Annotated in this window: 21 protein-coding genes; 16 read left to right on the top strand and 5 right to left on the bottom strand. The window is 62.0% G+C overall.

Annotated elements, in window-relative coordinates:
* The coding region (locus AB4037_RS30755) for a LysR substrate-binding domain-containing protein (RefSeq protein ID WP_441774106.1) at window positions 1-441 on the top strand (441 nt) is incomplete at its 5' end.
* Between the two features lie 280 nt (window positions 442-721).
* On the opposite strand, the gene AB4037_RS30750 is transcribed toward AB4037_RS30755, so the two are convergent.
* Window positions 722-1,189: an Lrp/AsnC family transcriptional regulator gene (locus tag AB4037_RS30750; protein WP_441774105.1), complete on the bottom strand. Its 468-nt coding sequence runs from the start codon at window positions 1,187-1,189 to the stop codon at window positions 722-724.
* 134 nt (window positions 1,190-1,323) lie between these two features.
* Here AB4037_RS30750 and AB4037_RS30745 point away from each other — a divergent pair, with 134 nt between their 5' ends.
* The 10 genes from AB4037_RS30745 (at window position 1,324) to paaZ (ending at window position 13,025) form a co-directional block, all read left to right on the top strand.
* Window positions 1,324-3,402 carry an alpha-ketoacid dehydrogenase subunit alpha/beta gene (locus AB4037_RS30745; RefSeq protein ID WP_441774104.1) on the top strand — a complete coding sequence of 693 codons (2,079 nt, stop codon included), beginning with the start codon at window positions 1,324-1,326 and terminating at the stop codon, window positions 3,400-3,402.
* Between the two features lie 2 nt (window positions 3,403-3,404).
* Window positions 3,405-4,640 (top strand): dihydrolipoamide acetyltransferase family protein, encoded by a 1,236-nt coding sequence (locus AB4037_RS30740; RefSeq protein WP_441774103.1) that lies wholly within the window; start codon window positions 3,405-3,407, stop codon window positions 4,638-4,640.
* Between the two features lie 527 nt (window positions 4,641-5,167).
* On the top strand, window positions 5,168-6,373 hold the full coding sequence (gene pcaF, locus AB4037_RS30735; RefSeq protein WP_441774102.1) for a 3-oxoadipyl-CoA thiolase: 1,206 nt from the start codon (window positions 5,168-5,170) through the stop codon (window positions 6,371-6,373).
* Between the two features lie 30 nt (window positions 6,374-6,403).
* Window positions 6,404-7,408, top strand: coding sequence for a 1,2-phenylacetyl-CoA epoxidase subunit PaaA (paaA, locus tag AB4037_RS30730; protein WP_441774101.1), 1,005 nt, complete (start codon window positions 6,404-6,406; stop codon window positions 7,406-7,408).
* 41 nt (window positions 7,409-7,449) lie between these two features.
* A complete protein-coding gene (gene paaB, locus AB4037_RS30725; protein WP_434961140.1) occupies window positions 7,450-7,734 on the top strand; it encodes a 1,2-phenylacetyl-CoA epoxidase subunit PaaB in 285 nt (94 codons plus the stop codon).
* A 20-nt stretch (window positions 7,735-7,754) separates the two neighbouring features.
* Window positions 7,755-8,504 carry a 1,2-phenylacetyl-CoA epoxidase subunit PaaC gene (gene paaC, locus AB4037_RS30720; RefSeq protein WP_441774100.1) on the top strand — a complete coding sequence of 250 codons (750 nt, stop codon included), beginning with the start codon at window positions 7,755-7,757 and terminating at the stop codon, window positions 8,502-8,504.
* A gap of 27 nt (window positions 8,505-8,531) precedes the next feature.
* Window positions 8,532-9,071: a 1,2-phenylacetyl-CoA epoxidase subunit PaaD gene (paaD, locus tag AB4037_RS30715; protein ID WP_441774107.1), complete on the top strand. Its 540-nt coding sequence runs from the start codon at window positions 8,532-8,534 to the stop codon at window positions 9,069-9,071.
* 7 nt (window positions 9,072-9,078) lie between these two features.
* A complete protein-coding gene (paaE, locus tag AB4037_RS30710) occupies window positions 9,079-10,152 on the top strand; it encodes a 1,2-phenylacetyl-CoA epoxidase subunit PaaE (protein WP_441774099.1) in 1,074 nt (357 codons plus the stop codon).
* Window positions 10,142-10,918, top strand: a complete 777-nt coding sequence (locus AB4037_RS30705; protein ID WP_441774098.1) for a Phenylacetic acid catabolic protein — start codon at window positions 10,142-10,144, stop codon at window positions 10,916-10,918. The genes paaE and AB4037_RS30705 overlap by 11 nt, the downstream gene beginning before the upstream one ends.
* 52 nt (window positions 10,919-10,970) lie before the next feature.
* Window positions 10,971-13,025, top strand: a complete 2,055-nt coding sequence (paaZ, locus tag AB4037_RS30700; protein ID WP_441774097.1) for a phenylacetic acid degradation bifunctional protein PaaZ — start codon at window positions 10,971-10,973, stop codon at window positions 13,023-13,025.
* A 78-nt stretch (window positions 13,026-13,103) separates the two neighbouring features.
* On the opposite strand, the gene AB4037_RS30695 is transcribed toward paaZ, so the two are convergent.
* Window positions 13,104-13,703: a TetR/AcrR family transcriptional regulator gene (locus tag AB4037_RS30695; protein ID WP_441774096.1), complete on the bottom strand. Its 600-nt coding sequence runs from the start codon at window positions 13,701-13,703 to the stop codon at window positions 13,104-13,106.
* Between AB4037_RS30695 and AB4037_RS30690 the strand changes: the two genes are divergently transcribed.
* Window positions 13,618-13,869 carry a hypothetical protein gene (locus AB4037_RS30690; RefSeq protein ID WP_441774108.1) on the top strand — a complete coding sequence of 84 codons (252 nt, stop codon included), beginning with the start codon at window positions 13,618-13,620 and terminating at the stop codon, window positions 13,867-13,869. The genes AB4037_RS30695 and AB4037_RS30690 overlap by 86 nt on opposite strands.
* A 15-nt stretch (window positions 13,870-13,884) precedes the next feature.
* Here AB4037_RS30690 and paaK read toward each other — a convergent pair whose 3' ends face one another.
* From paaK to paaG, 3 genes are read right to left on the bottom strand one after another with little or no spacing between them, the layout of a single operon-like run.
* Window positions 13,885-15,195, bottom strand: a complete 1,311-nt coding sequence (paaK, locus tag AB4037_RS30685; protein ID WP_441774095.1) for a phenylacetate--CoA ligase PaaK — start codon at window positions 15,193-15,195, stop codon at window positions 13,885-13,887.
* 33 nt (window positions 15,196-15,228) lie between these two features.
* Complete coding sequence (gene paaI / locus AB4037_RS30680) at window positions 15,229-15,678, bottom strand: hydroxyphenylacetyl-CoA thioesterase PaaI (RefSeq protein ID WP_441774094.1); 450 nt, start codon at window positions 15,676-15,678, stop codon at window positions 15,229-15,231.
* On the bottom strand, window positions 15,675-16,469 hold the full coding sequence (gene paaG / locus AB4037_RS30675) for a 2-(1,2-epoxy-1,2-dihydrophenyl)acetyl-CoA isomerase PaaG (protein WP_441774093.1): 795 nt from the start codon (window positions 16,467-16,469) through the stop codon (window positions 15,675-15,677). Before paaG ends, paaI begins: the two co-directional genes overlap by 4 nt.
* Window positions 16,470-16,850: 381 nt before the next feature.
* On the opposite strand from paaG, the gene AB4037_RS30670 reads away from it, so the two are divergent.
* From AB4037_RS30670 to AB4037_RS30655, 4 genes are all read left to right on the top strand, one after another.
* Window positions 16,851-18,920 carry a 3-hydroxyacyl-CoA dehydrogenase NAD-binding domain-containing protein gene (locus AB4037_RS30670; RefSeq protein WP_441774092.1) on the top strand — a complete coding sequence of 690 codons (2,070 nt, stop codon included), beginning with the start codon at window positions 16,851-16,853 and terminating at the stop codon, window positions 18,918-18,920.
* A 143-nt stretch (window positions 18,921-19,063) separates the two neighbouring features.
* A complete protein-coding gene (locus AB4037_RS30665; protein WP_441774091.1) occupies window positions 19,064-19,987 on the top strand; it encodes a helix-turn-helix domain-containing protein in 924 nt (307 codons plus the stop codon).
* A 110-nt stretch (window positions 19,988-20,097) separates the two neighbouring features.
* Complete coding sequence (locus tag AB4037_RS30660) at window positions 20,098-21,504, top strand: aldehyde dehydrogenase family protein (RefSeq protein WP_441774090.1); 1,407 nt, start codon at window positions 20,098-20,100, stop codon at window positions 21,502-21,504.
* A gap of 31 nt (window positions 21,505-21,535) precedes the next feature.
* On the top strand, window positions 21,536-23,515 hold the full coding sequence (locus AB4037_RS30655) for a copper amine oxidase (RefSeq protein WP_441774089.1): 1,980 nt from the start codon (window positions 21,536-21,538) through the stop codon (window positions 23,513-23,515).
* Window positions 23,516-23,842 lie beyond the last annotated feature (327 nt).

The following is a 23,842-nucleotide window of genomic DNA, read 5'->3' as shown; positions in this document are numbered from 1 at the left end:
ATCGCGAAGCGTGTCGGGCCGATCCATGGAAAGCTTGTCGCAAGCCCGGATTATATCGAGGTGCACGGGTCACCCGGGACTCCGGGCGAACTCGCCGCCCATCAGGCCCTCATGCAGGGAACGGAAGCCTGGCAGTTCATGGATGGTGATGAGATCCTCACGGTTCAGCCGCAGGGCAGGTTCAAGGCCGACAGTGCCACGGCGCTTGCCGCGGCGGCGGCGGCAGGTCTCGGTATCGCCTGGCTCCCCGACTGCATCACACATGAATATGTGGCCTCCGGCGCACTGGTCCCGATCATGACACGCTATCCGGTACCTCCGGGGGGCGCCTATGTCGTCCGCCCGCCCGGTCAGCATCCCACGCGGAAAGTGCGGGTGCTCACGGAGATGCTGATTGAGTATTTCAAACGCAACACGGATCTTTGGGGCCTTGACGGCTAGGGCGCGAACGGTTCGGCCAATCGCCTCTATCGTAATATGCCGAGGGAAATCGCGGTTTCGGCCATTGTGATGCGCTGCGGCGTAAGACCTGGTAGCGGATCCCCGCAACAAATTTGGTCATAAATCGCTAACCGTCCCGGTCTGATCAACCCGGGCGGTCCTTATATTTGAATACTACTGGTACGTGTTTGCCCGCCGAAACTGCGATCTGGCCAGATCAGTCGCCAAATTCTACTGCCAGGCGATTCTGGGGCGCGACTGTGCGAGGGCGTGATGCTCGTCATGGTGGCAGGATCGTTGTGTATTTGACCTCCTTTAGAGCGAAGTGAGACGAAGAGGTCGCAACCGAGCTGTGGGCGAGGATTCCGTCCAGGAGCAGGCGCTCGTAGTTCTTGATATCCTTGACCGCCAGCCTCAGCACATAATCCCAGTCTCCCGTCATCGCATAGCATTCCAATACCTCTTCGTAGCTTCCGACGAAAAGCTCGAAACTTTTGCGGGCCGCCGGATCCTGGGATTTCATCCGGATCTGGCAAAAGACGGTCTGTCCCCGCCCGATAGATTCGGGGCTTACAAGGCGCACTGTCGGCCCCAGAACCCCAATTTCCTCAAGCTTCTTGATCCTGCGCCAGCATGATGCAGGGGAGCTTCCGATCTGCTCGGCCAAAACGACGTGGCTTATGTTCGCCTCGCGTTGCAGGGCGTAAATAATGCGTCTGTCAAGCGCATCGAGCTCGGCGGCTGTCATTCACTTTCTCCGCGTTATCGAAACATTCATACCAAGTTTCATTAAAATCCGGTCGAGAATGAAACGTATTTCCTGAGTTGTCGAGATACGATTGCTTTCCCAGGCGTTCTGGTTTGGAACCAGGGGAGAAATAGATGGCGCAAGCGCAGCTCAGCAGCTCATTGCCAGTCCTGCCCGCCCCCGAGATTGACTGGCGTCGTGTCGTCTATCTGCTGCATCTGTCGAGGACACTCGACAGTCTGGAGGAGACCCAACTGGTCCCGAGCAAAGAGGTGCTCTATCAGTTCTCCGCACGCGGACATGACATGGCCCAAATACTCCTCGGGCTGCAATTGTCCGATCGACACGACGCGGCTTGCGGTTACTACCGATCTCGTCCCCTGCTGCTTACACTGGGTGTCGATCCTGCGGATGCGCTAGGATCCGCCATGGGGCGGTCGGGTGGCTACTCCGACGGTCGCGACATCGGAGTCGTCTTCAACTATCCCAATCCGACAGGAGCCTCCGCGCTGCCGATGTGCGGCGGCGTCGGTACACAGTACACGCCGACGGCGGGATGGGCGCAAGCCATCCGCTATTACAGCGAGACCTTGCACAGGCCTGAATACGAACGTTCGATCGCCGTGGTTCTCGGAGGTGACGGGTCGGTTGCCTCCAACGGCTTCTGGGCAGCGCTTACGATTGCCACGACGGAAGGTCTGCCGATGTTGTTCTACGTGGAGGACAACGGATATGGCATATCGGTTCCCTCGACGTTCCAGACGCCCGGGGGGGACATCGCGGCGAACCTGTCCTCCTGGCAGGGGTTGGCAATCTTTTCAGGCGACGGCACGGATCCGGCCGAGGCCGCACGTTTGTCCCACCAGGCCATAGCCCATGTGCGCGAGACCCGGACCCCGGCGATGCTGCATCTGACGGTGCCTCGCCTCCAAGGCCACAGCTTTCAGGACACCCAAACGTACAAGTCGGAGGAAATCGTGGCAGCGGAATGGAGGCGCGATCCATTGCCGCGGCTGAAGGAATATCTCGTGCCTGCCATCATGAGCGAAGAGGAATGGAAGACCGTGTCCGCTGATGCCGAAAACGCCGTTGAAGCGGCGCTGGAGGTGGCGGAAGCGCGCCCGTCTACGAAGCCCGAGACCGTAATGCGAAACGTCTTCTACGAGGGCGAAATGCAGGCGATGGGAGGCCAGCATCGTGCCGGCTATAGAGTGCCCCCAAGTACCGACAGACCAGCCAACAAGGGGCAGCGCATCAACATGGTCACGGCCATCCGGCGCACCCTCGAGCACGAACTGACGATCAATGAGCGTGTGGTCCTGTTCGGCGAGGATATCGGCACAAAGGGCGGCGTTCATGCCGCAACGCTTGGTCTGCAGGAAAAATTCGGCACTGGCCGTGTCTTCGACACCTCGCTCTCGGAGGAAGGCATAATCGGCCGGGCCGTGGGCATGGCGCTTGCCGGATTATTACCCGTACCGGAGATCCAGTTCCGCAAATATGCAGAGCCGGCAACCGAACAGATCAACGATTGCGGTACGATTCGCTGGCGTACCAACAACCGCTTCGCCGCTCCTATGGTGGTACGCATGCCGGGCGGCTTCTTCAAATGCGGCGATCCCTGGCATAGCCAGACAAACGAGGTGGCCTTCGTCCACCAGCCCGGCTGGAAGGTGGCCGTGCCCTCCAACGCGCGCGATGCCGTTGGATTGTTGCGTGCCGCGTTGCGGGGCAACGATCCTGTCATCTTCTTCGAGCATCGGGAAATGTTGGATCATAGCTGGGCGCGCCGGCCCTATCCCGGAGATGATTTTGTCCTGCCCTTTGGCAAGGCAGATTTCGTCCGGAGCGGCAAAGACATCACGATCGTCACCTGGGGCGCCATGGTCAATCGTTGTCAGGAGGCTACCGAGGGCATCTCCGCAGACGTGATCGATCTGCGCACTCTAATGCCTTGGGATTGTCAGTCGGTGCTGGATTCCGTGCGACGCACGGGGCGCTGCCTGATCGTTCATGAGGACTTGTCCACCGGCGGTTTCGGCGCCGAGATAGCGGCCGTCGTCGCGGACGAGACTTTCATGGATCTGGATGCACCTGTCTCGCGTCTTACCATGCCCGACATCCCGAGCCCTCATAATCTCGAACTGCTCGAATGGGCGGTTCCGTCGGTAGCGCGCATCCGCGAGCGCATCACCGAGCTTTTGGAGTTCTGATCATGGCCGAGGTCATCGACATCTGCGTTCCTCCGGAACACGAAGGCACAAAGGCCATCGTTGCCAACTGGTTGAAAAAAAGCGGCGACGAGATCGCGATCGACGAACCGCTGGTAGAATTGGAGACAGACAAGGTCACGCAGGAAATTCCTTCGCCTGTCGCCGGCGTGCTGTCGGAAATCGTACTCGATACGGGCGAGATAGCCATTCCGGGAGCGGTGCTGGCCCGGGTAACTATCGGAGAGGCGTCCTCCCCATCCGCCGAGCCCCGTCCAACCCAAACGGCTGTCCCGGCTGCAGCGGGGGACGGGGCAATCCGCTATTCGCCGGCAGTGCGTCGCGCGGCTGAGCAATATGGCATCGACCCGGCGAATATCCCCGGAACGGGCAAGGGCGGGCGCGTCACACGCGCCGATATGGAGACCGCCGTCGCGGAGCGAGGGCTCACGGCAGACAGGAGAGCGGCCGAGCCACAACAGACCATTATTGCACCGATAGTTTCCCAGCCGCGACCGGCGAGCGCGAAAGCGTCCACACCGGCAGGGTCCCGTAGAGTTCCACATTCGCCGATGCGGCTTGCCATTGCTCAGCATATGGCGAGCTCGGTTGCGGCCGCGCCTCATGTGACGGCTGTGTTCGAGGCTGATTTCAGCGCCATCATTCGCCACCGCGACCATCACAAGCGGCGGTTCGCCGAAGACGGCATCAATCTGTCCTATACCGCCTATATCGCAGCCGCTTGCGTCCCCGCCATGCGCGCGGTGCCGGAGGTCAACAGCCATTGGCACGACGATGCGCTCGAAATCTTCGGTGATGTGAATATTGGTATTGGCACGGCACTGGGTGACAAGGGGCTGGTCGTGCCGGTGATCCATCAAGTTCAGGATCTGGCCCTGGAGGGCATTGCCCGCGGGCTCCAGGACCTGACCCTCCGTGCCCGTGACGGCAAATTGTCCCCGGCCGATATGCGCGGCGGAACATTCACCATCTCGAACCATGGTGTCTCTGGCTCCCTGGTGGCGACACCCGTCATAATCAATCAGCCACAGTCGGCCATCCTAGGCGTCGGCGCGCTGCAAAAGCGTGCCGTAGTACGCGAGATCGACGGCAGCGATGCGCTGGTGATCCGGCCGATGGCCTACGTGTCGCTGACCATCGATCATCGTTCGCTTGACGGGCACCAGACGAACGCATGGCTGAGTCATTTCGTAAAAACGCTGCAGGAGTGGCCGCTGTGATCACGGTCTTGGCTACGACGTTCTCGTGATCGGCGGCGGTCCGGAAGGATATGTCTGCATGATCCGGGCAGCGCAGTTCGACCCGGGAGCTGCCTGTGTTGAGCTTCGCGCCACCCATGGGGACACTTGCCTCAACGAAGGAAGCCACCAGAGTAGCCGCCACTCGCCGACTGCCATCTTCCGATATCGGGTGGCATTTTCCGAATGAGTGCGACTTGATCGACTTCATTGCGGCCCGAAATCGGTGACCCGGCGACAGACGTTTTCACAGAAAGTGTCGCATCTGCGCTCCGCCATGCGTTCTTCGATGTTGCGATGGTTCGAGCTGAGCCACTGAAACAGCCAAACGGTATGTCGAGCAAAAGCGGGCGGGAGATGGTGACGTCGCATGGGATATGGACATCATCCCGGCCTTACAGCGACCACCCCTGAGATGACGGTCCTGATTGACTCGATCAGGAAAAGGTGTAATTACATAACCGGCCGGTCGGTAAATTATTTAAGATACCCCGGGCCACGGAGGATCGATGCCTGACGCTTTCATCTGCGATGCCGTTCGTACGCCGTTTGGCCGATATGGCGGAGCGCTGGCGGGTGTGCGCGCCGACGACCTGGCCGCGATTCCGCTGACTGCGTTGATGCAGCGCAATGATGGTGTGGATTGGTCCGCTGTCGACGACGTTATCCTGGGCTGCGCCAATCAGGCGGGCGAGGACAATCGCAATGTTGCGCGCATGGCAGCGCTTCTTTCCGGCATGCCCGTCGATGTTCCAGGCACAACCGTCAACCGGCTTTGTGGCTCAGGGCTCGATGCAGTGGGACTGGCCGCACGCTCCATCCGGGCCGGGGACTGCAGTCTGATGATTGCTGGCGGTGTCGAAAGCATGTCGCGCGCGCCCTTCGTCATGCCGAAAGCGGATACGGCCTTTTCGCGTGCCAACGCGGTCTACGACACCACGATCGGCTGGCGTTTTATCAATCCGAACATGAAGAAGGTGCATGGCGTCGATTCCATGCCTGAGACCGCCGACAACGTTGCCGCGGATTTCGGCGTATCGCGTGCGGACCAGGACATGTTCGCGCTCCGCAGCCAGCAGCGCTGGGCCGCGGCGCAGATCGCGGGTCGGTTTGCCGACGAGCTTGTTCCGGTTCGCCTGCCGCAGAAGAAGGGGGACCCGATCGCGGTCGAGCGCGACGAACACCCACGCCCCGATGGGACAATCGAGCAGCTCGCCAAGCTGAGAGGCGTCAACGGTCCCGATCTTTCGGTAACGGCCGGTAACGCTTCGGGCGTCAATGATGGTGCCGCGGCGCTGATCATCGCCAGTGAAGCGGCCGCCAAGGCAAATGGCCTGACGCCGCGTGCCCGCGTCGTTGCGATGGCTGCCGCCGGTGTGCCTCCCCGTATCATGGGCATCGGTCCGGTACCAGCCGTGCGCAAGGCGCTCGCAACGGCTGGCCTGACGCTCGGACAGATCGACCTGGTCGAGCTCAACGAAGCATTTGCCGCCCAGTCATTGGCCGTGCTGCGCGAACTCGGTTTGCCAGATGATGCCCCTCATGTGAACCCGAATGGCGGCGCCATCGCCATCGGCCATCCGCTGGGCGCCAGTGGTGCCCGGTTGGCAACCACGGCGTCTTGGCAGTTGCAGCGCACCGGCGGACGTTATGCGCTGTGCACGATGTGTGTTGGTGTCGGCCAGGGCATTGCATTGATCCTCGAGCGCGTCTGACGCGCGGATCGTAGAAAGGGAGACGACGCGATGTACGCACAGATGGTCAAGACCGATGCCGCGCGAGTCCTCGCCCTCGACGAGATGGATCCGGTCGAGCGTGCCTTTCAGGAGCGCATCAATGCCGGCCAGAAGATCGAGCCGAAGGAGTGGATGCCGGAGGGTTACCGCAAGACGCTCGTGCGCCAGATCAGCCAGCACGCCCATTCGGAGATCGTCGGCCAGTTGCCGGAGGGAAATTGGATTACCCGCGCGCCGACACTGGAGCGCAAGGCGATCCTGCTCGCCAAGGTACAGGATGAAGCCGGCCACGGGCTCTATCTCTACTGCGCCGCCGAGACCCTCGGCGTCAGCCGCGACGAGATGTATGAGCAACTGCATTCCGGCAAGGCCAAATACTCCTCGATCTTCAACTACCCGACACTGACCTGGGCCGATATTGGCGCCGTCGGCTGGCTCGTGGACGGCGCGGCGATCATGAACCAGGTGCCGCTGCAGCGCTGCTCCTACGGGCCCTACGCGCGCGCCATGGTCCGCATCTGCAAGGAAGAGAGCTTCCACCAGCGCCAAGGCTTCGACATCCTTGCGGTATTGTGCAAGGGCACGCCGGAGCAGAAGGCGATGGCGCAGGATGCGCTGAACCGTTGGTGGTGGCCATCGTTGATGATGTTTGGTCCTTCCGACACGGATTCGGTGCATTCGGCGCAGTCGATGGCCTGGAACATCAAGCAGGATTCCAATGACGAACTGCGCCAGAAATTCGTCGACCAGACCTTGCCGCAGGCCAGGTTCCTCGGCCTGACCATCCCCGATCCCAAGCTCGTATGGAACGAGGAGAAGGGTGGCTACGATTTCGGCGAGCCGGACTGGAACGAATTCTTTGAAATCATCGCCGGCAACGGCCCGTGCAACCGGGAGCGCCTGGAGGCGCGCCGTAAGGCCTGGGACGACGGCGCCTGGTTCCGCGACGGATTGACGGCCCATGCAGGCAAGCAGGCGCAACGCCGGCAGGCCGCCAAGATCGCGGCGGAATGATCACCAATGACGTCGGCAACTCGTCAATAGGAGTGACCCAAATGTCCAAAGAATGGCCTTTGTGGGAAGTCTTCATCCGCGGTCAGCACGGTCTGAACCACCGGCACGTCGGAAGCCTTCACGCGCCCGACGCCGAAATGGCGATCCACAATGCGCGCGACGTCTATACCCGCCGCAACGAGGGCATCAGCATCTGGGTGGTGCGTTCCTCCGACGTCGTCGCCAGCGCGCCCTCCGAGAAAGGTCCGCTATTCGATCCCGCCAATTCGAAAGTCTATCGGCACCCGACCTTCTTCGACGTGCCGGATGAAGTGGGGCATATGTGATGGCGCACGTTTCCTCCGGCTTGCCGGTGCTGGCCGAGTTTGCGCTCAGGATGGGCGACACCTGCCTGATCCTCGGACACCGCAATTCCGAATGGTGCGGTCATTCGCCCGCGCTCGAGGAAGATATCGCGCTGGCCAACACGGCGCTCGATCTGATCGGCCAGACGCAGCTCTGGCTGGGCTTGGCCGCAGAGGCCGAAGGCAAGGGCCGCACGCCCGATACTCTGGCCTATCTGCGCGACGCGTCGGCCTACCGCAACCTGCTGCTGGTCGAGCAGCCGAACGGCGATTTCGGCCGCACCATCATGCGGCAATATCTGTTCGATGCCTGGCACTTGCCGATGCTGAAGGCGCTGATGACGTCGAGCGACAGGCGGGTCGCCGAGATCGCCGAAAAGGCCTCCAAGGAAGCCACCTATCATCTCGACCGCAGCGCCGACCTGGTGGTGCGTCTGGGGGATGGCACCGAAGAAAGCCATGCGCGCATGCAGTCCGCGCTCGATGTCCTGTGGCCCTATGCCGGCGAGATGTTCCTGAGTGACGAGGTTGACGAAGAGCTGGCATCGAGCGGCGTCGCACCGGCGCCGGAATCGCTGCGCGCGGCCTGGGATCAGCATGTGGGCCGCACGCTCGCCGACGCGACGCTGAAGGCGCCAGAGAAGTCATACGCCCAGAAGGGTGGCAAGCGCGGCGTGCACTCCGAGCATCTGGGCTACATCCTGGCTGAAATGCAGTTCCTGCAGCGCGCCTATCCCGGCGCGAATTGGTGAGGTGCGGCGATGCCTGAACCACACCCCATGCCGGTCGTGCCCGCGGCCCGTTACGACGCGGCGTCCGGAACGGGCGAACCGGTTCACCCGTCCGAGGCGCGTGTCTGGTCGTGGCTTTCCGAAATTCCCGACCCCGAGATCCCGGTGATCTCGCTGACCGATCTCGGCATCATCCGCCAGGTGGCCTGGGCTGGCGACACACTGGAAGTGACCGTGACGCCAACCTATTCCGGCTGCCCGGCGACCAGTGTCATCAATTTCGAGATCGACCGCCATCTGCGCGCGAGAGGTATCGCCAAGCTCCGGCTCAAGCGCCAGCTTTCGCCAGCCTGGACGACGGCCTGGATCAGCACCGAAGGCCGAGACAAGCTGTCGGCCTACGGCATTGCGCCGCCCGTCGAGGGAACAGCGGCGTGTGCAGGATCCCTGCAGCCTCGCGAGGTCTCGTGCCCACGCTGTGGCTCCACACGGACGGAACGTATCAGCCAATTCGGCTCGACGCCGTGCAAGGCGCATTTCCGCTGCACCGAATGTCTCGAACCCTTCGACTATTTCAAGAGCATTTGAGGGACCGATGGCCCGCTTCCTGTCACTCAAAGTCGCCGACGTCCGCCGCGAGACACGTGATGCGGTGGTGGTCACACTCGTACCTCCCGAAGAGCATCGGGCGGCGTTCGATTTCACCCAAGGCCAATATCTGACCTTTCGCCGCTCTTTCGACGGTGAGGAACTGCGCCGCTCCTACTCCATCTGCGCTGGCAAGGACGAGGGTGTGCTCAAGGTCGGCATCAAGCGCGTCGACGGCGGCGCCTTCTCCACCTGGGCCAATGAGGGGCTGAAGCCCGGCGACACGCTGGAGGCGATGCCGCCGATGGGTGCCTTCCACGTGCCGCTGCAGCCCGAATGCGGGCGACATTATCTCGGCTTTGCCGGCGGGAGCGGCATCACGCCGGTGCTGTCGCTCATCAAGACGACGCTGGCGCGCGAACCCAGGTCTCGCTTCACACTGATCTATGGCAACCGCTCGATCAATTCGATCATGTTCCGAGAGGAACTCGAGGACATCAAAAGCATGCATCTCGGGCGGTTCAACGTGATCCATGTGCTGGAAAGCGAGTCGCAGGACATCGACCTCTTTTCCGGCCGCATCGACGCTGACAAATGTACCAGGCTATTCAAGAGCTGGATCGACATCGACAGCGTCGACATGACCTTCATCTGCGGACCCGAGCCGATGATGCTGACCATCGCCGCATCGCTGCGCGAGCACGGGCTGCGCGATGACCAGATCAAGTTCGAACTGTTCGCCTCGGCTCCGCGTCGGGCGGCGCCTACCGTCAAGGCCGCCGCCGATGGCGCCAGGGCGGAGACCTGCAAGGCCAAGATCACGCTCGACGGCTCGACCCGCGTGATCGAGATGCCGAAGAAGGGCCAGACCATTCTCGATGCGGCGCTGGGCGCCAATCTCGACGCACCCTATGCCTGCAAGGCAGGGGTCTGCTCGACGTGCCGGGCGATGGTGCTCGAGGGTGAGGTCGAAATGGAAACCAATCATGCTCTCGAAGACTACGAAGTGCGGCGCGGCTATGTGCTCACCTGTCAATGCTTCCCCCTTAGCGACAATGTGGTGGTGAGCTATGACCAATGAGCCAGCCGACGTCGCCGCCCCCATGCCGCTGGAGAGTTATCTGGCGCAGGGCGGCATGCTGACGACGCCTGAAAACGCGCCGCCGCGTTATCGTGGCGAGTTGCTCAGATTGATGGCGACCTTCGTCGACAGCGAACTGGCCGGGGCCGCGGGTTTCGCCGATGTCGTCAATCTAGGACCAGGCATCAAGGAGCGCATTGCCGCCTCGCGCATTGTGCTGGAGAAACTCGATCATGCCGAGCGCGTGCTGGAGATCATGGGCGAGTTCGGTGCCGACGTCTCGCGCTATGCCAACCACCATCCCTGGACCGAGCGCGTGGCGCGCGACAGGGATCTGGGGGCCGCGCGTCATGGTTCGGACATGCGGCTTGCCGTGTTGCACTATCCGCTGCAAGGCTGGACCGATGCGGTGGTGATGAACGTGCTGATGGGCCGCGCCGTGGTCATCCAGCTCGGTGAGTTTTCGAGACTGTCCTATCAGCCGCTGGCAGAGATCTTCCGCACCGTCGCGCCGCGAGAGCGCCGGCACATGGAACTTGGCGAGGAAGGCTTGCGCAAGATCCTGGAGGACCGATCCGCCAGACCGGCGGTCGAGGCCTCGATCGCCTATTGGAGACCGCGCGTCGCGGCGAGCTTCGGCAGCGGGACTTCCGCGCATTTCGAAACGCAGAAGAAATTTGGCTTGCGCCGCACGGGCAATCCCGACCTCGCCAGCGAGTGGGAGCGCCAGGTGAGCGTCCTGCTCCATGACATCGGATTGGCCTGAGCGCCCTCCGATCGACCTTTCGCATTCGCCCCCAAACCGAAGAGTAATTGCGATGAACGCACCCGTGATCACGAGCCGACAACTGGAGTCCTATGTTGCGGGGCAATGGGTGCGCGGCGCCGGCAAGGCGGTGGCGCTGCTCGACGCAGCGACCGGCAACGTGGTTGCCCATATCGATGCCAGCGGCCTCGACATGAAGGCCATGCTCGATCACGGCCGCCGCACCGGCGGGCCGGCCCTGCGCAAGATGAGCTTCCATGAACGGGCCCTGATGCTGAAGGCGCTCGGGCAGGCGCTGATGGAAACCAAGGAAGAATTCTACGCACTGTCGACCGCAACCGGCGCGACCCGTACCGATAGCTGGATCGACATCGAGGGCGGCATCGGCACGCTGCTATCCTACGCCTCCAAGGGCCGGCGCGAGCTGCCGAATGCGCGCACGCTCGTTGATGGGGAGGTGGAAGCCCTGTCGCGTGACAATAGCTTCTCCGGCCAGCACATCCTGACGCCGCTGGAAGGCGTGGCGATTCACATCAATGCCTTCAACTTCCCATGCTGGGGCATGCTCGAAAAGCTCGCACCGACCCTGCTCGCCGGCATGCCGGCGATCATCAAGCCAGCCAGCCAGACCGCCTATCTGACTGAACTGATGGTGCGCCGTATCATCGCCCTGAACATCCTGCCGGAAGGCGCGCTGCAACTGATCAGCGGCTCGGTTGGAGATCTCCTCGATCATGTCGACTGCCAGGACGTCGTGACGTTTACCGGCTCGGCAGCGACCGGCCGAAAGCTGAGATCGCATCCTTCGATCGTGGAAAATTCGGTACGCTTCACCATGGAGGCGGATTCTCTCAATGCCGCGATCCTCGGCCCTGATGCCGTGGCCGGCACCGAGGAATTCGACCTGTTCGTGAAGGAGGTCGCACGCGAAATGACGGTGAAAGCCGGCCAGAAATGCACGGCAATCCGCCGCGTGTTCGCGCCGCACCGCAGTGTCGAGGCACTGGTCAAGGCGCTGGGCGACAGGCTAGCGAAGACGGCCGTTGGTAATCCGGCCGAGGATACGGCCAGGATGGGCCCCCTCGCGAGCTTGGCACAGCGCGACGAGGTGCGCCAGCGCATCAAGGACCTGCAGCGCGATGCCGAGATCGTCATCGGCGATCCCGACCGGCCGACCATCATATCGGGTGACGCCGAGGCAGGCGCCTTCCTCAATCCGGTGCTGCTCTATTGTGACAAGCCGGCCTCGGCGCAGGCGGTTCACGATGTGGAAGCGTTCGGCCCCGTCAGCACGATCATGCCCTACGAGACCATCGAGGATGCGGCCGCGCTGGCCCGGCGCGGCAAGGGCAGCCTGGTTGCCTCGGTATTCACCAACGATCCCGTATTCGCGCGCGAGGCCGTACAGGCGCTGGGGCCGTGGCACGGCCGCCTGCTGATCGGCAATCGGGCCAGCGCCAAATCCTCGACGGGTCACGGTTCGCCATTGCCTGGGCTGGTGCATGGCGGACCCGGACGCGCCGGTGGCGGCGAGGAACTCGGCGGCATGCGTTCTGTGAAGCACTATATGCAGCGTACCGCCGTGCAGGCGGCCCCCTGGCTGCTTTCCGAAGTGACCGGCCGCTGGATGCAGGGCGCCAAGGTGAAGCAGGACAGTGTTCACCCGTTCCGCAAATCGCTGGCTGAACTGGAAATCGGCGACCAGGTGGTCACAGCTGCCCGTACCGTAACGTTGGAGGACATCGAGCATTTCGCCAGTTTCACCGGCGATACCTTCTATGCCCATATGGATGAGGCCGCTGCCAAGGCCAATCCCTTCTTCGACGGGCGCGTGGCACATGGTTATCTGATCGTGTCCTTCGCGGCGGGCCTTTTCGTCGATCCGGCGCCGGGACCGGTACTCGCCAATTATGGCGTCGACAGTCTGCGTTTCCTCAAGCCGGTCAATCCGGGGGACACGCTGCGGGTGACCTTGACCTGCAAGCAGATCAATCCTCGCCAGACCGAAGATTATGGCGAAGTGCGCTGGGATTGCATGGTATCGAACCAGGATGCAGAGGTGGTCGCCCAATATGATGTGCTGACCATGGTAGCCAAGACCCTGTGAGATCGAGTTCGAGCAGGCAGGTGTAATGCGCAGGGGCGAAGAGGCGGCTTCGAAATCGCTTCTCGCCTCGTCGATGCCTTAGCGGCCAAGCGACTCTGCGCCGTTCAGAAAGAGCGTGGTGACCATGTCGGCATAGCCGTCGCGGTTCAGCGCTCCACTCGGTTTGAACCAGGTATAGACCCAATTCAAAATACCGAAGAGGGACATGGTAACCGGCGTGACGCCCGCTTTGCTCTTCGCCAACGCCGGATTGATTTCGATCAGCACGTCCGAAAAGGCTTTCACGATACGGCGCTCCATCTGCTGGAGTTCCGCACGCTGCCTTTCGGGCAGCGATCCCGTCGCATTGAGAAGCACTTGATGAAAATCCGCAGCCGACCGGTAGTTCTCCAGGACGCTGCCGATCAGATTGCGAAGACGCTGGCGCGGCTCCAAGGCCGGATCGTCGGTCTTGCTGATCGAGGCCTCGAGTTCGACGAGATGGGTGCGACCGATGTCGAAGATCAGCAACTCCTTGCTCGGATAGTAATGGTAGAGCAACGCCTTGGAGACATTGTTTTCCTGGGCGATCTGCGCCATCGACGCTCGCTCCATGCCGAGCTTGGCGAAGACGGCAGCTGCGCTTTCAAGAATGCTGCGGCGCTTGTCGTCGAAATCGGCCGCCCTTGTTCGCGCCATGTCTCGTATCCTTCACCTGCAATCGCTGCCGACGTTCTATTCCGCCGAATCAATGTCGTCGATGTGCTCCTCCTCCTTCGTGAACATCGACCATGCTTTTGTCGGGCGATGCAAGTCTGGCTATCGGGCCAGCCCGCCGGTGCCGTTCAGTCGTTTCAAAGAATGAGCCAATCCAGCGGCCTTATTCCCTCGGCCTGTTGTCGATCACGCGTTTAGCCTTGCCTTCCGAACGCTGGAGGGAGTTTGGATCGCCAACCAGGATTTTCGTGCTGACGCCGACCACGCTCTTGATACGGTGTGCCAGATCCTTCGCCGCGGCCAGCCGGGCGTCGGAATTGGCTGCCTGCGGCATCGCTTCTACATGAATGACCATTTCGTCCATGCGGCCCTTGCGTGTCAGCTCGATCAGGAATTGCGGGGCCAACCCCGTACATTTCAGCAATTGCTCCTCGATCTGGGTCGGAAAGACATTGACGCCGCGCAGGATCATCATGTCGTCGCAGCGGCCGGTGATCTTCTCGATGCGGCGCATCGATCGAGCCGTGCCGGGCAGAAGCCGGGTCAGGTCACGCGTCCGATAGCGGATGATCGGCAGCGCTTCCTTGGTGAGCGATGTAAAGACCAGTTCTCCGATCTCGCCATCCGGCAATACCTCGCCGGTTTCCGGGTCGATGATTTCCGGGTAGAAATGATCTTCCCAGACGTGCAGGCCATCCTTGGTTTCCACACATTCGCTGGCGACACCGGGGCCGACCACCTCTGAAAGACCGTAGATGTCGACGGCATGCATGTCGAAGTCCTGTTCGATCTCCTTACGCATGGCATTCGTCCATGGTTCCGCGCCGAAAATGCCGACAGCGAGCGAGGACGAGCGCGGGTCGAGGCCCTGGCGCCGAAACTCCTCGAGAATCGACAACATATAGGATGGCGTCACCATGATGATCCGTGGCTTGAAGTCCTGGATCAAGGTGACCTGGCGTTCGGTCATGCCGCCGGAAATCGGCACGACGGTGCAGCCCAGTCTCTCGGCGCCATAATGCGCGCCGAGGCCGCCGGTGAACAGGCCGTAGCCATAGGCGACATGGCAGATATCGCCGGCCCGTCCGCCGCCCGCGCGGATCGATCGCGCCACGCAGGTGGCCCACATCTCGATGTCATTTGCGGTGTAGCCGACAATCGTTGGTTTTCCGGTCGTACCGGAGGAGCCATGAATGCGTGCCAGTCTCTCGCGTGGGACCGCGAACATGCCGAAAGGATAGGTGTCGCGCAGATCCTTCTTGACCGTGAAGGGAAACTTCGACAGATCCGCCAGCGTTTTCAGATCGTCGGGATGAACGCCAGCCGCGGCGAAGGTGGCTTTGTAGTGAGGCGAATTCCGGTAGGCATGGTCGAGCGTCGACTTCAGGCGTCTGAGCTGAAGGGCGGTTATCTCGTCACGCGAGGCGGTCTCGATGGCGTCAAGATCGCCGGGACGAGGGGCCAGGTCTTCCATTTGTCGTTTCCTCCGAGATTGTCGACCGCAGGCCTATTCCTGCCCTGGCAACAGGGTGCCCTTGATGGTGCGCGAATGGCCGCGAAATTCGGCGATATGGTCGCCGTTTTGGTTGGTGATGTTGATGTCGTAGATGCCACTGCGTCCCCGGCGCGAAACCTCGCGCGCCGTTGCCGTCAAGCAATCTCCGGCAAAGGCGGGCGCAATGTAGGTAATCGAACAGTGTTGAGCGACGGTGCGCTGATCGTAGCTGTTGCAGGCAAAGGCAAAGGTGGAGTCGGCCAGCGCAAAAATATAGCCGCCGTGGCAGGTTCGGTGGCCATTCGTCATTTCAGGACGAACCGTCATCGACAGCACCGCCATGCCCGGTGCCACGCGTTCCATCGCAATGCCGAGGTGACGGGTCGCGGCGTCTTCTTCCCACATGGCATCGGCACAGGCTTTGGCGAGTTCCTGTGCCGTCGAAACATCCGCTGTTGTCATTGTCCTTGGAACTCCGGCTTGCGTTTTTCCAAGAATGCGGCAACGCCTTCGGCATAGTCGGTGCTATGCCCGGCCTCACGCTGGAGGTCGCGTTCCAGTTCCAATTGTTGGTGCAGCGAATTGGTTGCCGCCGCCTGAATTGCGCGCTTGGTCATGCCCAGGCCTTTCGTCGGCCCTGCTGCCAGCCTGCTTGCGAGGGCGACCGCCTCGTCGAACAATGCGTCGTCATCGCACACCCTCCAGATCAGGCCCCAACTCGCTGCCGTTTGCGCGTCCAGCGGTTCGGCTGTCAGCGCCAGTGCCTTGGCGCGAGCCTCTCCGAGCAGGCGTGGCAGGCTCCACGTTCCGCCCGAGTCCGGGATGAGACCAATCTTCGCAAAGGCCTGGATGAACCGCGCCGAACGCGCGGCTAGCGTAATGTCGCAAGCGAAGGCGATATTTGCGCCCGCACCGGCTGCCACGCCATTGACGGCGCAGATCACCGGCTTCTCAAGGCTGCGAATGAGACGGACCAATGGGTTGTAGTAGACCTCGATGGTTTGTCCGAGATCAGGAGGCGCGCCGCCTTTGCGTGGATCGCGGTCGCCGAGATCCTGCCCGGCGCAGAAGCCACGGCCGGCACCGGTGAGCAGCACGGCGCGAACCGAGGCATCCTCATGGGCCCGCTCGAAGCCGGCGCGCAGCGCCCGATGCATCTCCTCATTGAAGGCGTTGAGCTTGTCCGGCCGGTTGAGCGTCAGACGCAGGACGCCATCGCCAAACGCCACCAGGACGGTGTCCGATGCAACCATGTTTCCTCCAGTTCCACCGTAACGAGCGGCGGTTCACAAAACTCTTGCATATACCGACCGGCCGGTCAATTATAAAGCTGCGTCTCGGGAGGACAATGTGATGAACGCCTGGTTTGACCGCTGCCGACCTATGCGCGGCAGGGCCTTGGACGCGGAGCAGGATCGCGGCGGTCCCGAAATTTCGAAGGGCAGGGGCCTTCGCGGTCCGGATAGAGGCGGTGGTCCGCCGGTCCGTAACAGCGGATCGAACACCGTTGTCCGCGCTCTTGCAAAAGTGCACGACCGCAGACAACGACCGTACCATGCTTGGTTGCCCGATGGATCAGTCGGTAGGCAGATCGTCGATGTGCGAATTCGTTATACTCACCTTGGATCCAGCCGATGACCGTATCCATCACGCGCGATGGCGAGATTGCCATCGTCACAGTCGACAATCCTCCAGTGAATGCTCTCTCTCAGAGGCTGCGCCAGGATCTATGGCAGGCCGCCGAAGCGCTGGACGCCGACGGTGCGGTGCGGGCGGTTGTTCTGATCTGTGCGGGGCGCACCTTCATTGCCGGTGCGGACGTCGGCGAATTCGGCAAGCCTCCGCTTCCGCCACATCTCCCGGACCTCGTTGCGCGGATCGAAGCCGCATCCAAGCCTTGGGTCGCGGCGATTCACGGCAGTGCACTCGGAGGAGGGCTGGAGGTCGCGCTCGGCTGCCGCTTTCGGGTAGCTTCCGCTCCCGCGAGCCTGGGATTGCCCGAGGTGCGGCTCGGCATCGTGCCGGGCGCCGGCGGCACAGTCCGCCTTCCGCGTGTGATTGATCCGGCGTTCGCTGTCGATATGGTCACGACCGGAACCCCGGTCGCTGCGCCGAAGGCATGCCAGCAGGGCCTGGTCGATGCGATCATCGACGGAGATCTCGAAAGCGGCGCCGTCGACTTTGCCCGAACAGCAGTACAGCAATCCTTGCCGCTCCCACTTCGCGAGCGAGCTGTGCGGGCCGTCGACGAGGACTTCTGGGAAACGGCGGCAGGAGCCGTCGGTGCTCGCGCTAAACGGGAAGATGCACCGCTTCGCGCACTCGCCTGCGTGAGGAGGGCCACGGAGGTGGATTTCGACCGGGCAATGGCGTTCGAACGGGAGACCTTTCTCGAACTTCGCGGTTCGACACAGGCCGCTGCGCTCAGACATGTCTTCTTCGCCGAGCGAGCGGCCCCGCGTCCTCCACAACTGAACGGCATTTCGCCCCGTACGATCCGCTCCGTGGCCGTTATCGGGGGCGGGACGATGGGGGCAGGTATTGCAGCCGCGTTTCGCGATGCCGGTCATCCCGTCACGCTGGTCGAACGTGACAATCAGGCGGTCGAACGCGGCCTTGCCAATCTTCGCGCGATCTTCGACAGCTCGGCCAAACGTGGCCGGATCACCCCGGAAACTGCGGCTGAAAGGCTTGCTGGGGTGACGGGCACGACGGGCTATGCCGCTCTTGCCGATGTCGACCTCGTCGTGGAGGCCGTGTTCGAAGATCTCGACGTCAAGCGCAGGGTCTTCATCGAACTCGCGCGCGTCTGCCGCGCGGATGCCGTGCTTGCAACCAACACCTCCTATCTCGATCCCGAAAGAATAGCAGACGGCATTGCCGGGCCGGAGCGGTTCCTCGGGCTGCACTTCTTCAGCCCGGCCCATGTCATGAAGCTGCTGGAGATCGTGCCGACGAATGCGACGGCGCCTGCTGTGTTGGCCACCGGCTTTGCCCTGGCACGCGTGCTGGGCAAGATCCCCGTGCGGGCCGGCATCTGCGACGGTTTCATCGGCAACAGGATCTTGAAAGTCATGCGCGCCCAAGCCGAGCGGCTTCTCCTGTCCGGCGCGACGCCCCAGATGGTGGATGCCGCCATGCGTGTCTTCGGGCTGCCCATGGGCCCCTTCGAGGCGCAGGATCTTGGCGGCCTGGACATCGCTGCCTTTCAGCGCCGCGCGGCTCGCGCCAGGGGGGAGGCCCCCTTCGCACCCATCGCAGACAGGCTTTGTGCCATGGAGCGGTTTGGCCAGAAGACGGGCGGCGGCTGGTATGATTATGCCGAGGGTACGCGCACGCCTCAGCCGTCGAGAACGGTTGACGATGTCGTCGCAGAGGAGGCCAAGGGTTGGCGCCAGCAACGATGGAGTGATGGCGAAGTGGCCGACTGCATCGTCTTGCCGATGGTGAATGAGGCGGCAAAGATCCTGGAGGAAGGGATCGCGCTCAGAGCTTCGGACATCGATCTGGTCGAGATCCATGGCTACGGCTTTCCACGGTGGCGGGGCGGCCCGATGCACTATGCCGAACGTCGTGGCCTGTCCGATGTTGATGCGGCTCTCGACCGCCTGGCGGCGGCAGGTCTTGCAGAGCCACCATGCGGCCTTCTCAGGCGTGCGGTCGTTGTCGGCAATTGGGCTGGGGCGATGGAAGAGCGAAGCTGAAAAACAAGAACAGAGCATTCCACAAATACTAAAGCGTTTTCCAGAAAGTTTCTGGACTTTTAGATGAAGAAAACGCGCCAAAACAAAGAGATAGAGAGAAAGTGCGATTAGAAGAAATCGCACTTTGCTCTAGGGAGGGAACGATGCAGCCGTTGATGACCCCGACCCACAGGCCAATGGCGGTGGAACTCTTGCAGGCCGAAATCCGGAAAACCTGCGGCGCCTTCGATCTGGAACCGATGACGCGTGCCGGCTTGGTGGCCGGGGATGTCGCCACGCGCCGCGTCGGTTTCTTCGATACGGCGATCGTCGCGCTCGATGCACGCCATGTCCAACGCGGGGCACGCGCGATTCGGCAGGACCCGGGCGAGCATCTGTTCCTGCTGATCCAGGACGAGGGCCATTGCCGCGTCGAACAGGGCGAACGATCGACAGATCTCGCAATCGGTGACATGTTCCTTGTCGATTCCGTCAAGCCATCGTCCTTCGTCTATGACGGTGCACGGTCGAACCAGATTTCCATTCACATGCCGCGCGAGGAGATGCTGCATCGGTTTGGCCAGGCCTGCACGGGTGGCGTCGCCATCAGCCGGAATGATCCCCTGTGGCTGGCCATGCGGGCGGTGATCGCCAAGCTGTTGGAAGAGCCATCCGTCGCGCAGCAACTCAGCGAGGCCTTCCTGTGCCTGCTGGGCGCCTACCTCAGGGGGAGCAAAAGGAACGGCGATGTCCGATCGGCGGAAACCCTTCTGTCGCGGGCGTTGACGATGATCGACCGGCATTGCGCCGATCCCGACTTCGGTGCCAGTGAACTGGCGCGACGGTTGAACGTATCGGAACGCATGCTGCAACGCCATTTCCAACCGCTCGGCGAAACGCCGCGCCACCGGCTTCTCAATCGGCGGCTGGATCTCGCCAAGACGCGGCTGGCAACGCCCCGGGACGCGCAGCTGAGCGGCATCGCCGCCATTGCCTATGATGTCGGCTTCAACGACCTATCCTACTTCTACCGGGAGTTCCGGAAGAAATATGGTGTGACGCCGGGAGCAGTCGCACGTTGCCATTGACGGGTTTGTCCAATCGCCGCGACGGCACCGCCCAAGCTTGAAGCACCCGCTTTCCCTTACCTTCTCCGTCAAACAAGTCCCGGCTCCGGGGCTCCGCGGGGAGGAATGAAATGACCGTCCAGACTGCGACGATCCATGGCAAGCCGATCGGCTACGAGCACAGCTTCAGTGTGCTCAATCCCGCGACGGGAACGGAGGCCGGCCGGGCGCCGAACATGGGGCCGGCCGAGCTCGACGCTGCCATAGCGGCAGCCAAGGCGGCCTTTCCGGCCTGGTCGGCCAGGAGCGATCAGGAACTGCAGGCTGCCTGTGCCGCCGTGACCGCGCAGATCGAGGCCCATGCCGAGGAACTCGCGCATATCCTCACGCTCGAGCAGGGTAAACCCCTGAACGGCCTCGGCTCACGCTGGGAACTGGGCGGCACCGTCGCCTGGGCCGGATACACGACGGGGCTTTCGCTATCGCCGAAAATCCTGCAGGATAATAGTGACGGGCGCGTCGAACTACACCGCAAGCCGCTCGGTGTCGTCGGTTCGATCACGCCCTGGAATTTCCCGGTGATGATTGCGATCTGGCATGTCATGCCGGCGCTACGCACCGGCAACACCGTCGTCATCAAGCCCTCGCCCCTGACGCCGCTCGCCACGCTTCGCCTGGTCGAGATCATGAACGAAGTACTGCCACCTGGCGTGCTCAATGTCGTCACGGGTGACGACCGCGCGTTCAACATCGGCGCGGCCATGTCCGCGCATCCCGATATCCGCAAGATCGTCTTTACCGGCTCCTGCGCGACCGGCCAGAAGGTCATGCGCGCGGCTGCCGAGACGATGAAGCGTTTGACGCTTGAACTGGGCGGCAACGATGCCGGCATCGTGCTGTCGGACGCCGATCCGCAGGCGATCGCCGAAGGATTGTTCTGGGGCGCGTTCATCAATAACGGCCAGACCTGCGCTGCGATGAAGCGCCTCTATGTGCATGAATCCATCCACGACGCTGTCTGCGAGGCGCTTGTCGCCTATGCGCGTAACATTCCGGTTGGCAACGGCATGGACGAGGGCAGCGTGCTCGGTCCCGTGCAGAACCGCATGCAGTTCGAGAAGCTCTCGCGCCTGGTCAAGGACGCCAGGGAGCGTGGCCGGGTGCTGCTGGGCGGCGAGCCCGGCGAGGGGCTCTTCTTTCCGCCGACGATCGTGGCGGGCCTGCGCAACGGTGACCCGCTGGTCGATGAGGAGCAGTTCGGGCCCGCGCTTCCTATCATCAAATACAGGACCGTGGACGAAGCCGTGGACCTTGCCAATGACAGTGCCAACGGCCTCGGCGGCTCGGTTTGGTCATCCGACATCGCGGCGGCCAAGGCGGTGGCGAGCCGCATGCAATGCGGCTCCGTCTGGATCAACAAGCACGGCGCCATTCAACCGAACGCGCCGTTCGGTGGCGTCAAGGCTTCAGGCTTGGGCGTCGAATTCGCCGAGGAGGGACTGCAGGAATACACCGATATCCAGGTGGTATTCGCGTAGGCAGCAAGAATGTCGAGACAGGGAGGATGCAATGAACCTAAAACAATATCTGGCCTCCGCCAGCGTGATCATGGCGCTCAGCGCCTCTGCCGCAGTGGCTCATCCGCTGGATGGACTGACCGCGGAAGAATATCAGAAGATCAACAAGATCCTGCGCGAAGGCAAGGTTGTCGACGACAACACTCTCTTTCCCCTGATCGAGCTCAAGGAGCCTGCAAAGGAAAAGGTGCTCTCCTGGGAGGAGGGGGACCAGCTCGATCGCGAGGCCAATGTGCAGTTGACCAGTCCGCAAGGCTTCAAGGAAGCCGTGGTCAACATCACCAGGGGAACGGTCGAAAGCGCGACGCCGATCAAGGGGCAGCCGATGGTGCTGTTCACCGAGTTCATGGGCGCTCTCCAGGGCGCCCTGGCCAATCCGGATATGATCGCCGGCCTGAAAAAGCGCGGCTTGGCGCCGGAACAGGCGTTCTGCCTGCCGTTGACGGCAGGCAATTTCTTCACCGAGGAGTATCGAGACTCCCGTCTGATGAAGGTGCCGTGCTATCGGGTTCCGGAAGGCTCCAACTACTACGCCAAGCCGATCGAAGGTCTTTTCGCCGTCTATGATGTCGGCAAGAAGAAGGTGCTTCGTGTCATCGATACGGGCGTGCTCGAGCGCCCCAAGGACAATTGGGGCTATACCGAGAAGGAGGTGGCCGCGCGCGAGCCGCTCCGTCCGGAAATGAGCCCGGCAACCCTCTCGCAGCCGGGCGGGCCCAACTACAAGATCACCGGCAGCCATCTCGAATGGGACATGTGGCGCTTCAACTTCCGGGTCGACAAGCGGCCGGGCCTGGTGGTGTCCAACCTCGATGTGAGGGACGGGGACCAATGGCGTTCCGTCATCTATCAGTCGCACCTGTCGGAAGTGTTCGTGCCTTACATGGATCCGACGGAAGGCTGGTACTGGCGCACCTATATGGACAGCGGCGAGTATGGGTTTGGCTTGTTCCTCAGCCCATTGCGGGCGGGCGTCGATTGCCCGAGCCATGCGACCTTCCTGCCGGCAACCATTGCCGACGACAAGGGCAATCCGCTGACCATACCCAACGCCATCTGCATATTCGAACGCAGCATCGGCGACCCGGCATGGCGCCATTTCGAAGTCTTCGCCCAGAGCCCGGAAAAACCGCTTCCCGCGGAAGGCCGGCCGGTCACCGAACTGGTAGTGCGCACAGCCTCGGAGGTTGGAAATTACGACTATCTGATCGACTATCGTCTGCAACAGGACGGCCAGATCAGGATCATGATCGGAGCGACCGGCCTCGACGCCGTGAAGGGCGTGGCATCGACCTCGATGAAAGATCCGACGGCGGCCAGCGACACCGCCCATGGCACGCTGATCGCGCCGAACCTGGTGGCCGCAAACCATGACCATTATTTCAACTTCCGGATCGACTTCGACATCGACCAGTCGATCAATCATTTCGGCACGATGGACATCGTTCCCGCAAAGCTCGACCCGAAGAGCCCGCGCCGATCGATGTGGACAGTCCAGCACACCATGCCGAAAACGGAGTTGGAGGCGCGCTACCAGCTTTCGGCACTGAAACCACGCTACTTCATGATCTCTGATCCCTCTCGCAAAGGCTATCTCGGCCAGGAGCCGGGATGGATGATCCACCATGGTGATGTCGCCTACGGCCCGTTCGATTTCGCCAACGATCCGCCGATGAAGCGCAACGCCTATATCGAGTATTCGGTCTGGAACACGGTCTATGACCCCGAACAGCAATATGCCGGCGGCAAGTTTGCCATGCAGAGCGACGGCGCCGATACGCTGCCTCAATGGGTCAAGGCCAACAAACCTCTGATGGCCAAGGATATCGTGACCTGGTTCACCGCCGGTTTCCATCACATCCCGCGCATGGAGGACTGGCCCGTGATGTCGACCGAATGGAAGACCATCCATATCGAGCCGCATAATTTCTTCGCCCACAATCCGGCGCTGACGATCCGCGCGCCGAAGTAAGATGGACGGCACGCCGATGGCTCGCCTGGAAAAGGGTGGGCCATCGGGACTTTAAAGCTTCATCAGCCACTTCGCGCCAGTTCGCACAGTGAGGTCACGACGCCAAGCCCCCGAAATGAATTCCGGCCTGCAGGTCCCAAATCGGGTAGACCCGAGATGTACTGCTTGGCGTCAAGGCAGTCGCCTGATGGCGATGAATTGTGGGTATGCTGGTCTCCCAGTCAAAGGCCAAAGCGCGTTCAGGTTTGAATGCTTGTTTGCCCTAACCCCTTGTTTCGAAGCGTATTTGCGACTCTTGGTGCTTCCGTCTCATCGTAAAACGCTCTA

This window comes from Labrys sp. KB_33_2 (assembly GCF_052114505.1).
Classification (GTDB): domain Bacteria; phylum Pseudomonadota; class Alphaproteobacteria; order Rhizobiales; family Labraceae; genus Labrys.
The sequence above is the reverse complement of the archived record's forward strand: the minus strand, read 5'-3'. Positions and strand labels throughout refer to the sequence as shown.

What these genes read in the sequence shown, in the direction of transcription:
- paaI (WP_441774094.1), bottom strand. Translation starts at nt 15,678, where the DNA reads ATGACAACAGCGGATGTTTCGACGGCACAGGAACTCGCCAAAGCCTGT.
- AB4037_RS30690 (WP_441774108.1), top strand. Translation starts at nt 13,618, where the DNA reads ATGCCGAGCTTGGCGAAGACGGCAGCTGCGCTTTCAAGAATGCTGCGG.
- paaG (WP_441774093.1), bottom strand. Translation starts at nt 16,469, where the DNA reads ATGGTTGCATCGGACACCGTCCTGGTGGCGTTTGGCGATGGCGTCCTG.
- pcaF (WP_441774102.1), top strand. Translation starts at nt 5,168, where the DNA reads ATGCCTGACGCTTTCATCTGCGATGCCGTTCGTACGCCGTTTGGCCGA.
- paaA (WP_441774101.1), top strand. Translation starts at nt 6,404, where the DNA reads ATGTACGCACAGATGGTCAAGACCGATGCCGCGCGAGTCCTCGCCCTC.
- AB4037_RS30695 (WP_441774096.1), bottom strand. Translation starts at nt 13,703, where the DNA reads ATGGCGCGAACAAGGGCGGCCGATTTCGACGACAAGCGCCGCAGCATT.
- AB4037_RS30740 (WP_441774103.1), top strand. Translation starts at nt 3,405, where the DNA reads ATGGCCGAGGTCATCGACATCTGCGTTCCTCCGGAACACGAAGGCACA.
- paaB (WP_434961140.1), top strand. Translation starts at nt 7,450, where the DNA reads ATGTCCAAAGAATGGCCTTTGTGGGAAGTCTTCATCCGCGGTCAGCAC.
- AB4037_RS30705 (WP_441774098.1), top strand. Translation starts at nt 10,142, where the DNA reads ATGACCAATGAGCCAGCCGACGTCGCCGCCCCCATGCCGCTGGAGAGT.
- AB4037_RS30750 (WP_441774105.1), bottom strand. Translation starts at nt 1,189, where the DNA reads ATGACAGCCGCCGAGCTCGATGCGCTTGACAGACGCATTATTTACGCC.
- AB4037_RS30655 (WP_441774089.1), top strand. Translation starts at nt 21,536, where the DNA reads ATGAACCTAAAACAATATCTGGCCTCCGCCAGCGTGATCATGGCGCTC.
- AB4037_RS30745 (WP_441774104.1), top strand. Translation starts at nt 1,324, where the DNA reads ATGGCGCAAGCGCAGCTCAGCAGCTCATTGCCAGTCCTGCCCGCCCCC.
- paaK (WP_441774095.1), bottom strand. Translation starts at nt 15,195, where the DNA reads ATGGAAGACCTGGCCCCTCGTCCCGGCGATCTTGACGCCATCGAGACC.
- AB4037_RS30665 (WP_441774091.1), top strand. Translation starts at nt 19,064, where the DNA reads ATGCAGCCGTTGATGACCCCGACCCACAGGCCAATGGCGGTGGAACTC.
- paaZ (WP_441774097.1), top strand. Translation starts at nt 10,971, where the DNA reads ATGAACGCACCCGTGATCACGAGCCGACAACTGGAGTCCTATGTTGCG.
- paaD (WP_441774107.1), top strand. Translation starts at nt 8,532, where the DNA reads ATGCCGGTCGTGCCCGCGGCCCGTTACGACGCGGCGTCCGGAACGGGC.
- AB4037_RS30670 (WP_441774092.1), top strand. Translation starts at nt 16,851, where the DNA reads ATGACCGTATCCATCACGCGCGATGGCGAGATTGCCATCGTCACAGTC.
- AB4037_RS30660 (WP_441774090.1), top strand. Translation starts at nt 20,098, where the DNA reads ATGACCGTCCAGACTGCGACGATCCATGGCAAGCCGATCGGCTACGAG.
- paaE (WP_441774099.1), top strand. Translation starts at nt 9,079, where the DNA reads ATGGCCCGCTTCCTGTCACTCAAAGTCGCCGACGTCCGCCGCGAGACA.